This window comes from Kitasatospora sp. NPDC096077, from assembly GCF_040303245.1.
GTDB lineage: Bacteria > Actinomycetota > Actinomycetes > Streptomycetales > Streptomycetaceae > Kitasatospora.
Genome location: NZ_JBEOSV010000061.1, coordinates 41,860 through 53,298 on the forward strand (window position 1 = coordinate 41,860; position 11,439 = coordinate 53,298).

At 74.7% G+C, this 11,439-nt stretch carries 10 protein-coding genes; 2 read left to right on the forward strand and 8 right to left on the reverse strand.

The window, feature by feature from the left end; translation table 11 throughout:
- Positions 1–20 precede the first annotated feature (20 nt).
- The 5 genes from ABTZ03_RS34400 to ABTZ03_RS34420 all read right to left on the reverse strand — a co-directional run bounded on the left by ABTZ03_RS34400 (position 21) and on the right by ABTZ03_RS34420 (position 5,434).
- Positions 21–1,889, reverse strand: coding sequence for a CocE/NonD family hydrolase (locus ABTZ03_RS34400; protein ID WP_350517088.1), 1,869 nt, complete (start codon positions 1,887–1,889; stop codon positions 21–23).
- Entirely contained in the window at positions 1,886–2,335 is a 450-nt protein-coding gene (locus ABTZ03_RS34405) for a cupin domain-containing protein (RefSeq protein ID WP_350517089.1), read from the reverse strand. The genes ABTZ03_RS34400 and ABTZ03_RS34405 overlap by 4 nt, the downstream gene beginning before the upstream one ends.
- 139 nt (positions 2,336–2,474) lie before the next feature.
- Complete coding sequence (locus ABTZ03_RS34410) at positions 2,475–3,266, reverse strand: Mut7-C RNAse domain-containing protein (protein ID WP_350517090.1); 792 nt, start codon at positions 3,264–3,266, stop codon at positions 2,475–2,477.
- Between the two features lie 95 nt (positions 3,267–3,361).
- On the reverse strand, positions 3,362–4,675 hold the full coding sequence (locus ABTZ03_RS34415; RefSeq protein ID WP_350517091.1) for an MFS transporter: 1,314 nt from the start codon (positions 4,673–4,675) through the stop codon (positions 3,362–3,364).
- A gap of 597 nt (positions 4,676–5,272) precedes the next feature.
- Entirely contained in the window at positions 5,273–5,434 is a 162-nt protein-coding gene (locus tag ABTZ03_RS34420; RefSeq protein WP_350517092.1) for a hypothetical protein, read from the reverse strand.
- Between the two features lie 28 nt (positions 5,435–5,462).
- Here ABTZ03_RS34420 and ABTZ03_RS34425 point away from each other — a divergent pair, with 28 nt between their 5' ends.
- Together ABTZ03_RS34425 and ABTZ03_RS34430 are read left to right on the forward strand one after the other, a co-directional pair.
- Positions 5,463–7,472: a xanthine dehydrogenase family protein molybdopterin-binding subunit gene (locus ABTZ03_RS34425; RefSeq protein WP_350517093.1), complete on the forward strand. Its 2,010-nt coding sequence runs from the start codon at positions 5,463–5,465 to the stop codon at positions 7,470–7,472.
- Positions 7,473–7,501: 29 nt separating this feature from the next.
- Positions 7,502–7,966, forward strand: coding sequence for a (2Fe-2S)-binding protein (locus ABTZ03_RS34430; RefSeq protein ID WP_350517094.1), 465 nt, complete (start codon positions 7,502–7,504; stop codon positions 7,964–7,966).
- A 542-nt stretch (positions 7,967–8,508) separates the two neighbouring features.
- On the opposite strand, the gene ABTZ03_RS34435 is transcribed toward ABTZ03_RS34430, so the two are convergent.
- The 3 genes from ABTZ03_RS34435 to ABTZ03_RS34445 all read right to left on the reverse strand — a co-directional run bounded on the left by ABTZ03_RS34435 (position 8,509) and on the right by ABTZ03_RS34445 (position 11,243).
- Positions 8,509–9,120 (reverse strand): hypothetical protein, encoded by a 612-nt coding sequence (locus tag ABTZ03_RS34435; protein WP_350517095.1) that lies wholly within the window; start codon positions 9,118–9,120, stop codon positions 8,509–8,511.
- Positions 9,121–9,336: 216 nt separating this feature from the next.
- On the reverse strand, positions 9,337–10,602 hold the full coding sequence (locus ABTZ03_RS34440; protein ID WP_350517096.1) for an alpha/beta hydrolase family protein: 1,266 nt from the start codon (positions 10,600–10,602) through the stop codon (positions 9,337–9,339).
- A gap of 50 nt (positions 10,603–10,652) precedes the next feature.
- Entirely contained in the window at positions 10,653–11,243 is a 591-nt protein-coding gene (locus ABTZ03_RS34445) for a TIGR03086 family metal-binding protein (protein ID WP_350517097.1), read from the reverse strand.
- Positions 11,244–11,439 lie beyond the last annotated feature (196 nt).

Here is an 11,439-nt window from a genome sequence, read left to right on the forward strand (position 1 = left end):
CCGTCCGTTCACGCTCACCCTCACGGCCGGACCACCGGCAGGTCGAGCACCGAGCCGTGCTCCCCGCCGTACCCGATCCGGTAGCTCGCCCGCCCGTCGGCCGGGAGCAGTTGGAAGGAGTCGGGGTTGGCGGCGGCCACGGTGAGCCGGATCCGGTCGCCGGCCCTGAACAGCACCGAGACCGGCTGGAGGTCGATCACCACCCGCTGCGCCCGTCCCTGCGGGAAGGGCGTGGCGTCGTCGGCCGCGTAGCTGCGCGGCGTGCGCAGCCGGCGCCAGTCGGGATTGTCCTCGCGGTCGGCCACCGCCCGCTCGGCGAGAGCGAGTTGACCCTCCGTCAGATAGCTGGCCCGGCCGTCGGGGGTGACGTCCTCCAGGTAGACGTGCAGGGCACCGTTCGCCGAGCCGGCCAGGCCGGTGACGTCCAGGGCGACCTTGCCGTTGCCGGTGACCCGGGTGGGCTCGGCCAGCGGCGCCGTGGTGTAGCTGAGCAGCTTGGCGTCCACGGCGGCGCGGTCGGGGTAACTCACCTCGTCCCCGGTGAGGTTGGTGTTCCAGCGGTCGAGCGGTCCGGTGCCGGCGGTCGGGTCCAGCCGCAGCGCGTCGGCCCCGGCGGGGCCGGCCTGGTCGCCGAGGGTGTTGCCCGCGCCGAGCCGGAGCGGCCGGGTGCGGGTGCCGGGCACCGGCCAGCGGGTGGTGGTACGCCAGACGTCCTCGTTGAAGGTGTAGTAGTGCACCTGCCGCTTGCCGTCGGGGCGGGCACCGTCCCGTACGTAGTGGTCGAAGAAGTCGACCACCCGCTGGTCGTTCACGTCGTGTTCGGCCCGGGTGAGCCGCCGGGCGGGCCGGAACGGGTCGGCGAGCCAGCCCGCGCCGTGGTTCCACGGGCCGATCCAGTCGTCCTGGGTGTTGGACAGGCCGGTGAACTGGGACAGCACGCCGTTGGCCGTCCCCGCGTCCAGCCAGCCGGCCCGGGTCAGCACCGGCACCCCGCCGTCCTCGACCGCGTCGGTCTTCTCCCCGACGCTGCCGACCGTCCAACTCTGCGGTCCGTTGCGGTAGTCGCGGTGGACGCCGGTGTGGGCCAGCTCGACCAGGTTGGCGTTGTCCGCGTGCTCGGCGCGGGCGGCGGCCATCAGCGCCGGGCCGTCCGGGCCGTCGACCGGCCGGGGCGTCAGTCCGGTGAGGCCGCCCTGCGCGCAGAGCTGCCGGGTCTCGGCGCTGGTCTCGCAGGTGGTGCCGCCGGTGCCGTCCAGGATGCGCAGCAGCAGCGCGTACGGGGCGAGCCGGGGCTCGATCAGCAGGCCGCCGGGGCGCACCAGGTCCTCGTACGGGTCGAAGTCGTAGGAGATCGGGGCGGCGGCGGCGATGTGGTGGTCGCCGAGGGCGGTGGCGAGCATCGCGGTGTCGCCGCCGTAGGAGACGCCGGTGGTGCCGACCCGGCCGTTGGACCAGGGCTGGGCGGCGATCCAGTCGCTGAGCGGGCCGCTGTCGGCGACCGCGTCGGAGCCCAGTTCGGCGGTCAGGGTGCCAAAGGAGGCGCCGGTGCCGCGCAGGTCGGCGACGACATAGACGTAGCCCCGGGCGTTCCAGTCCTCGGCCTCGCCGCTGGAGCCGCCCGTCTGGCCGGCCAGGACCCGGGCCCGCCAGTAGCGCTGGGTGACCAGGACGGTGGGGAGCGCGGCGCCGGGTCGGGTGCCCTGCGGGACGTAGACGTCGACGGCGAGGCGGACACCGTCGGGCATGGTGACGTACCGTGACTGGAGGTGCGGTACGACGGCGGCGTCCGCGACGGCCGGGGTCGCGGCCAGTCCCAGCAGGGTGAGCGCGGAGAGCGCGGCCACCAGGGGACGGCGCAGCGTCCCCCGGCCGATCGTCCCCCGGTTCATCGGTCGGTCGCCTTCCAGGGGCCTTCCTCGGGGCGCGCCTCGGTGTCCGTATCCGGCCAGGGCGGCATGGTGACGGCGGTGATGCACAGCGGCCCGGCGCCGTCCGGGTCGGCCCGGAACTGGAAGGCGGTGCCCAGCGGGATCGACACCGCCGTGCCGGGGCCGAGCCGGTGGATCTCCTCCCGGCCGTCCTGGCGCCGCCACACCTCGCCGCCGCCCGCGGTGACCTGCCACAGCTCTTCCACGGTGGCGTGCGAGACCGCCCGGGTGACCTGCCCGGGGGTCAGCTCGAACACGGCGAGGCTGCCGCGCCCGTCCAGGACCAGCAGCGGGCGGACCAGGGCGCCGTCCGGGGCGGTCACCACGGGGGCGTCGCCGGTCTCGATGCTCTCGAAGGGTTGGTGCGCCGCTCGTTCTCTCGACTGATCGTTCGACTGATCGTTCATCCGACGACCCGGCCTCTCTCGTACGACGGAGTTCCTGGGCTCGTCCCCCGCCGACGATCAGACCATGCGGCTCGGAGCGCCCGCCATCCTCAGCGGTCCGTATCCGACCCCGAGACAACCCCGAGGGATTCCGCGGCCGCTACCCCGAGACAGCGCCCCCGACGCCCCCGACGCCGCTGCCGACTCCCCCGTCACCGTCCGGGCGTCCGACCGTACCGAAGTCGCGCACGGCCTCGCTGACGATCGCCTCCAGCCGGGCGTGGTGGGCGCCGCGCCAGTACGCCTGCCCGCAGTCCGCGCACTGGGCGAAGGCGTCGTAGGAGCGCTCGGTGCCGTCGTGCAGCTGCTCGCGCACCGTGGTCTTGTGCACGGTGCGCAGCGTGCCGTTGCAGGTGGTGCAGCGACTCCAGGGGGCGAGCGGCGGCGCGAACCGGGAGAGCACGTCCCGCAGTTGCTCGGCCGGGCGGTGGCTGTAGACGTACGCGCCGGCCCACAGCTCGCGTCGGCGCAGCAGGCCGCGGTCGCGGGAGAGCATGATGCGCTGCTCGGCGGCGGAGCGGGCGGCCAGTGCGGCGTCGCCGATGTCCGGGTTCTCGTAGGCGGCGTCGATGCCGAGCAGGCGCAGCCGGCGGGTGAGGGTGCCGAGGTGGACGTCCAGCAGGAAGCGCGGCGGGGTGGGCGAGGGCTGCGGCCGGGCCACCGCCGCCACGCTGATCAGCTCGGCGTCGGCCGGGACGTACGAGTCCGGCACCGGCCGGCCGTCCACCAGCAGGCCGCCGACCTCGGTGAGCGGGACGCCCAGCGACTCGACCACGTGACCGAGGCTGGAGGTGCCGTCGGTGCGCAGCGCGGTACGGCCGGCCCGGCGGGGCGCGGAGACGAAGAGGTGCAGCTCAGGGGCGAAGTCAAGCCAGATCTGGGGTCGGTCCACGCGGCCAGCATGCCAGCGGGCGGCGGGCCGGGGCCAGTGCTTTCCGCCGGGGCCGGTGTTTTCCGCCGGGGCCGGTGGGCCGCCTGCGGAGCGGCCTACGAAGCGGCCGACGCCGGGGTGCCGGGCGCCGGGGTGCCGGGCGCCGACGCGGGCACGGCCCCGCGGTCGCCCGCCGCCGCCCAGCGGGCCACCGGGCCCATCGCGTACCCGGCGGCGAGGAACACCCCGCCGAGCACCAGCCAGCCGACCGGCCCGCCGTCCAGCAGCAGCGTGGTGAGCAGCAGCGGCCCGAGGGTGCGGGCGACGGCCACGCCGGTGCCGAAGAAGCCCTGGTACTGGCCGATCCGCTCGGGCGGCGCGAGGTCGAAGCCGAGCTGCCAGGAGCCGGCCGACTGCCGCATCTCGCCCGCGACCTGCAGCACGGCGGCGGCCGTCAGCAGGGCGGCGAACACCCACACCGGGACGTCCAGCGCGGACAGCCCGCAGACCACGCAGGAGGCGAGCAGCAGCAGCCCGGCGGCGCGCACCGCCCGGACCGCGGATTCCAGCCCGCTGACGCCGCGCGCCGCCCGGACCTGGAAGGCCAGTACGGCCAGGGTGTTGAGCACGAACAGCGCCGAGCCGAGCCAGCCCAGGCCGGGGGCGCGCCGGGCGATCCACAGCGGCAGGATCAGGCTGAGCAGCGGCATCCGCAGCAGCAGGACGGTGTTGACCAGGGTGACGGCGGCGTAGCGCCGGTCCCGCAGCACGGCCAGCTTCGGGCCGGTGCCCGAGTCCGGTGCGGCGGGCGGGACTTCGGGCAGTCGGCGGAGCACGAGCGCGCCGATCAGGAAGCCGAGTGCGGTGACGGCGAAGGCGCCGAGGTAGCCGGCCCGGGTTCCGACGGTCAGCGCGACGCCGCCGACCGCGGCGCCGACGGCCAGTCCGCCGTTGAGGGTCGACTGCAGGTGGGCGAGCAGTCCGGTGCGTTCGGCGGGCGGCACCAGGCCGGCGACCAGCGCCTGCCGGGCGGCGGTGAGGCCGGACTGCGCGGTGGCGTAGAGGCAGACGGCGAGCAGGAACGGTCCGTAGGAGCGGATCACCAGGAGCGCGGCGACGGTGACGGTGGCGGCGAGCGCGAGGGTCACGGCGGTGCGGCGCGGGCCGCGGCGGTCGGCGAGGTGGCCGAGCGGGACGCCGGCCAGCGAACCGATCGCCCAGGCGAGGGCGAGGCCGAGGCCGAGGGCGGTCGGCGACATGCCGACGACCCGGGTGAAGTAGAGCGCGGAGCAGGTGTAGTAGGCGCCGTCGCCCACCGAGCTCGCCAACTGGGCTGCGGCGAGGGTGCGTTGGGGGCCGGCCGGGGGCAGCAGGGTGCCGCCGTGGGCCGACGTCCGGCTCCGGTTCGACGCTGCTGTGACTTCTCTCACTGCTCTCACTGCTCTCCTGACACTCCGTCGACCCCCCGGCGGACGGGCGCGCGGGCCGGACCTTCGCAACCACCCGGGGCGGCCGTCGGTGGGACGGCGTCCAGCCTAGGGAAGAAGTGGACCGGCCGACAGGTCCATTGATCTTGCGTTTGCATGGGCCACTTCCGGGCCCCGCCGCACCCTCCGGCCGACCCCCCGCCGCACCGTCGGACGACCACTGAACTCCCGTACGACGGCCCCTCGTTGATCCACCGGACAGGCCCGAAACCGCGCCGCTCCGGCCCCGCCCGCCGGGCCGAAGCGCCGTCCGTACCCGCTCCGACTCCCCCGCCGGAAGCGGATCGGACACCTCCACCACCCGACCGGAGGGCCAAGATTGACCGTGTTGACCCGTCAGTAGCACCCTCCATATGCTCAACGGCGTTCGCGATCCGGCACCGGGGCCGGGGCCGTCCGCGCCCGCCCGATCCGGCGCCGTCTCCGGCTCGAAGGGTTTCCTCCCATCAGCACCTCCATCGCGCCCTCGGGCTCCTCCGGCCACCCGGACGAGGCGGCCGGACCCACCGCCGGGGACACCGGGCGGCGCCGCTTCCTCACCTATCTGCTGGCCGGCCCGACGCTGACCGTCGCCGCCCGGCTGGGGCTCGACGCCGCCGCCCCGGCCTCCGCCCAGGCCGCCGAGCGCACCGCCGCGGCCGCCGCCGCGGCGACCGCCCGCGCCGCCACCGCACCCCCGCAGCTGTTCGGCCTCCCGGGCATCCCCGACGTCCTCGACCTCGGCGACGCGATGATCCTCGCCGGGCTCCCGACGTCACACCTGCTGGTGCTCGAAATCACCCCCGCCGGGCGTGCCGCGCTGTACCTCCCCCGACTGGAGGTCGGCCAGGGCCTGACCACCGCGATCGCCATGCTGGTCGCCGACGAGCTCGACGCCGAACTCACCGACGTGGACGTGCCGCTCTCCGACGGCCGCCCCGAACTGCTCTTCAACCAGCTCACCGGCGGCTCCAACTCGGTGCGCGCGCTGTACGACCCGGTGCGGGCCGCGGCCGCCGCCGCCCGCGCCCGGCTGGTCACCGCCGCCGCGCGGCGGTGGAACGTTCCCGCGAGCGGCCTGCGCACCGCCGGCTCCGCCGTCCTCGCCCCCGACGGCCGCCGCCTCGCCTTCGGCGAACTCGCCGCCGACGCCGCCGCCGTGATCGTGCCCGCCGTCCCCGCCACCCCCAAGCCGGCCGGGCAGCGCCGCCTGGTCGGCCGGCCGACCGGCCGCATCGACGCCCGCGACATAGTGACCGGGCGCACCAAGTACGCCGGGGACCTCCAGGTCCCGGGCGCCGCGCCCACCGTGGTCGCCCGCCCGACCACCGTCAACGGCACCCTGAAGTCCCTGGACGCCTCGGTCGCCCGCGCCATGCCCGGCGTGCTCGCCGTGGTGCAGATCCCCAGCGGCGTCGCCGTCCTCGCCGAGACCTTCGACCAAGCGCTCAAGGCCCGTGACGCGCTGCGCACCACCTGGAACCCCGGGCCGGTCGCCGACCTCTCCACCGCCGACGTCCAGGCGAAACTGCGCGCCGCCCACGCGCCGTTCCTGCTGCCGCCGCTGCTCACCCCGTACCTGGACGGCGAGTTCGACTTCGCCTTCGTCAACCACGCCCCGATGGAGGTCCTGACCGCCGTCGCCGACGTGCGGCCGGGCCGCGCCGAGCTGTGGTTCGCCGCCCAGAGCCCGATCATCGCCCAGCAGACCATCGCCGCCGAACTCGGCCTGCCGCAGAACGCCGTCACCGTCCACGTGGTGCGCGGCGGCGGCTCCTTCGGGCGCCGGCTGTTCTTCGACGCCGCCCTGGAGGCCGCCCAGATCTCCAAGGCCGCCGGGCGTCCGGTCAAGCTGATGTGGACCCGCAACGACGACATGCGGCACGGCCGGATGCGCCCGGCCAGCCACCACCGGATCCGCGCCACCTACGGCCTCGGCCAGGTGCTCAGCTGGGAGCACCGCGCCGCCACCGTCCGCACCGACCTCTCGCACGGCCTGGGCGAGGCGCTCACCGGAGCCGGGTTCAACCTGTCGATCGCCGGGATCAGCCTCGCCCAGGCCTTCTTCCTGCTCACCGAGAAGAACCCGTACAACGTCGGCATCCCCACCCAGCTGCTCGCGGAGGTGCCGCTGCAGCTGCACACCGGCAGCTGGCGCTCGGTGTACTCCGGCATGGTGCGGGTCGCCGACGAGATCATGATGGACGAACTCGCCCGCCGGATGGGCCAGGACGAGGTCGCCTTCCGCCGGGCCCGGCTGCGCGACGCGTCCGGACAGGCCGTGCTGGACACCGTCGCCAAGGCCGGCAACTGGGGCCGGCCGATGCCGGCCGGCCAGGCCCAGGGCGTCGGCTACCACGACGAGAACGGCGCCCGGGCCGCCTACCTGGTCGAACTCGACGCCACCGACCGGGCCAACCCCCGGGTCACCAAGGCCGTCGTCGCCGCCGACGTCGGCCAGGTCATCAACCCCACCGGACTGGAAGCCCAGTTGACCGGCGCGCTGGTCGACGGCATCTCGGTGATCCTCCAGGCCGGCAACCACCTCGACAACGGGGCCTTCCGGGAGGGGAGTTACGCCGATTTCCACTACGCCCGGCAGCGCAACACCCCGCCGACCGTCGAGATCCACCTCATGCCGCCGAGCGGATCCCCGGGCGGCGCGGGCGAGTTGGGCGTTCCGGCGGCCTCCGCCGCGGTCGCCAACGCCTACGCCCGCGCGACCGGCACCAGCCCGCGCTCCTTCCCGATCAACTTCTGACCTCCCGGAATCAAGGACCCCAACTCCCCATGCCCACCCACACCTTCGTCCTCAACGGGCAGCCCGTCACCGTCGAGGCCCCGGACGACATGCCGCTGCTCTGGGTCCTGCGCGACAAGCTCGGCGTCACCGGCCCCAAGTACGGCTGCGGCGTGGGCGTCTGCCGGGCCTGCACCAGCCACCTCGACGGCCAGGAGTTCCAGCCCTGCACCCGCTCCGTCAAGGAGTGCGCGGGCCGCACCGTCACCACCATCGAGGGCCTCGCCGACGGCGACACCCTGCACCCGGTCCAGGAGGCCTGGATCGACTGCGACGTCGCCCAGTGCGGCTTCTGCCAGCCGGGCCAGATCATGACCGCCGTCGCCCTGCTGCGCCGCACCCCGAATCCGACCGACGCGGACATCGACCAGATCCAGAACATCTGCCGCTGCGGCAGCTACCCGCGGATCCGCGCGGCCATCAAGCGCGCGGCGGCCGGCGGGCAGGTGCACTGACGCGGTGTTCGAGGACCCCGGAGTCGAGTACACATCGTTGGCGACCTTGGGCGCCCCGGGGTCCGGGTCCCGGTAGACGCCCACGCCGTGGCCGGTCGGGTGGACCCCGAGTACGTACCAGCCGTTGGCGGAGGCGCTGCCCGCCGAGACGCCCACCGCACCGGCCGCCATCGCCAGCACCACTGCGGCGGTCGCCCCGCGCCGCCCGATCCTCTTCATGACGTTCTTGATCACGGCGACTCCCTGTCCGGTCGAAACGCTCCGAGGCCGCCCCGTCGATCTCGGCGGCGGAGCCAGCTGACCCGATCACCTCCCCTGTTCGGTACTGCCTGACAGGAACTGACAACAGCTGCCACCGTCCGCCGAAGTTCGACGCCGACCGGTCCGACCCTCCCGTCCTTCAGCTCTCCTCCTACCGGCTGACCACCGCGCACCGGATCGCCACCGCCCCCGACCGCTGCACCGGCAGCACGACGGCCCGCCCGCCCGGACTCCGGGTGGGCGGGCCGTCGCCGCGCGGCTGCCATCGCCGTGCGGACCGGTCAGTTGCGGAGGAGTATCCAGGCGCCGCGGCCGTCGCAGGCGGAGGCCTTGTAGGCACCGAGACGGTAACCGGCCGGAACGGGCGTGCCGGGACAGACCCAGAGCCCCGGCGCCGCCAGTTGCTGGAACCAGGAGCCGAGACCGCCGCAGCCGACGTAGGAGTGCCGGGTGACGACGTACCCGGTCGGGATCGGTGAACCCTCACAGGTGTCGATCCCGTTCCGCACCGCCCGCTGGTACCAGGCGCCGCGGTTACCGCAGGCGCTGCTGGTGGTGGTGTGCGCGGTGAGCACGTATCCGTCCGGGATCGGCGAGTTGAAGCAGGCCCACATCCCGTCCTGCGCGGGTTGCTGGAGCCAGCTGCCGTTCCCGTTGCAGCCGCTGCTGTTGTAGGCGGTCAGGATGTAGCCGGGGGTGACCGGGGAGCCTTCGCAGATCCACGCGGCCGACGCGGGCCGGGCGGCGGCCGCGGGCGCGGCGCTCGCCGTCCCGGCGGTGGTGCCGGCGAGCACGGCGGCGAGCAGCGCGACCACGCCCGCGAGTGCGGCAAGTCTTCTCAGCGGCAGGATGGTTGACGAACGGTCCAGCAGTCGCCGAGGTCTTCTGATCACGTCACACCAGTCCAATCGGCAGGTCCGTGCGGCACCGCACGACGACCGTACGGCGCCGGTTCGTGGAGCTGGTGCGACCCTAGCGAGAGAACACCGGGGCGAACATTCACATCATGTGCACATCAATAACTTGTCCGGAAGCATTCGAGGGATGCCTTCAATTGCTCCCTGTCAGGGAACCGTTACGGTCCGCACTCCCGGGCCCTGTCCGAGCGGCTACCGGTGCCCGGCCACCCACCCCGCGACCTCCGCCACCACCTCCGCCGCCACGTGCCCGGGCCGGGCGTACTCGGCCGGGGTGGCGGGCCCGCTGCCCGGGAAGAACAGGTGGTCGGCCTCCGGGTGGATCCGGACGGTCACCCCCGGCCGGTCGCCGAGCCCGTGCCGCCAGCGCGTCAGATCGTCCTCGACGGTCACCTGGTAGTCCCGGCCGCCCTGGAGGATCAGCATCGGCAGGGCCAGCCCGGCCGCCGTGGCGACCTGGTCGTAGCCGCGCAGGTCGAGCCAGTAGGCGGCGGAGAGCCCGAACGGCAGCGACTCCGCCGGGGTGTCCGGGGTCAGCCCCGGGCCCGCGACCGTCGCGGCCTGCCGGGCCGTGGCCTCCGCCAGCTGCTCCGTCTGCGGCCCGGGCATCAGCTCCGCCAGGTACCGGGCGACCCGGACGGCCGCCTCGTGCATCGGCTGGGCGTCGGCGGCCAGCAGCACCAGACCGGCGACGGGCGGTTCGGCGGCGGCGGCGATCCGGGGCGCCACCTTGCCGCCCATGCTGTGGCCGACCAGGTGGACCCGGTCCGGGTCGATCTCCGGCCGGGCCCGGAGCAGCGCGAGGGCGGCCAGCGCGGGCGGCAGGTACTCGTCGGCCATGGTGAAGCCGGCCGGCAGCCGCTGCGGGTGGACGAAGGTCGGCTTGTCGAAGCGCAGGACGGCGATCCGCCCGGTGGCCAGGCCCCAGGCGAGGTCCTTGAGCGGCTTGTTGGGGCCGCTGCTCTCGTCCCGGTCGAAGGCGCCGCCGCCGCTGAGCAGCACCACGGCGGGCCAGGGCCCCGGCCCGACCGGCAGGGTGAGGGTGCCGGGCACGGCGAGCGGTCCGTCGCCGAGCAGCACCTCGGTCTCGGTGAACCGCGCCGGGTCCGCGTACGGCGGCGGCTGCCATCCGCCGCCCTCGCCCGGGTCGAGCCGCAGCCCGTGCAGCAGGCCGTCCGCGCCGACCGAGGTGACGACGGTGAAGCCGCCGTCCGCACAGCCCACCGCGATGCGCACGCGCACCGGTTCGCCGTCGGGCTCGGCCACCGGCTCGCCGACCGCGGTCACGCCGCCCCGGCCGTCGACCTCGGTGCTCCAGGCGAGCCGGAGCGTCCCGGCCGGGACGGCGGCGCGCAGCGGTGGCGCGAACAGCTCGACGGCCTCGGCGAAGCGCTCCGCCCGCAGATGTGCGGCGAACGCGCGCGCCGCCTCCAACACTCGGTTCCGGTCATCCCCCATGGCCGAAGACCGTACCAGGAAAGGGAGTTCCGGCCGTCAGGGCCCGACCGTCAGGAGCCCGGGTGGCGCCCGAAGAACGCGGCGAGCCGGTCGTACGCCGGGGCGTCCGCCGGGGCGGGGACCTCGGGGCCGAAGGCGTGCTGTCGCTCCTCCTCGCCGCGGTACTCGGGTTTGAGGGCGCCGTGGGCCCAGTCGAGGGCGGCGAGCGCGACCTCGTGGTCCAGGCCCTCGGTGGACTGGCCGGTGGCGTGCGCCAAGTCCCAGGCGTGGACGGCGAATTCGGTGGTCTGCTGGTCGACCGGGAAGCGGGCCGGGAGGGGACCGCCGGGGGTCTCGACCGTGCCGGTGAGGTCCCCGGCGGCTCGCCAGGCCTCGACCAGCCGCTCGGCGCCGGCCTCGAAGGCGTGCAGCCAGTCCTCCTCGACCCGGTCGAAGGGCCGCGACCGGTCCGGCTGTCCGCCCTCGGCCCGGAGGGTGAACTGCCGCAGGTCGTCCAGGAGATGGCTGACCAGGTCGCCGACGTCCCAGGAGCGGCAGGGGGTCGGGTGGCCGGCCAGTTCGACGCCGGTGCCGTCGATCAGCCCGGCCGCCTGGGCGAGGGCCCGGGCGAGCAGCTCGATCGGGTCGTCCACCGCGGTCATGGCACACCTCTCGGTCGGGGGGGCGCACGGGTCGTGCCGGGCGATCGTAAGCGCGCCCGCCCACGCCCGCCCGGCACGACACCGCCGCCCCGCCGACCGTCGGGATGCTCTTATGGATGTCAAGCAGCGGTGGTGAGCTGCTCGGCGGTGATGGATGTAGTGCTGGGTGTGGTCAGGACCTGGTAGATCTCGCGGG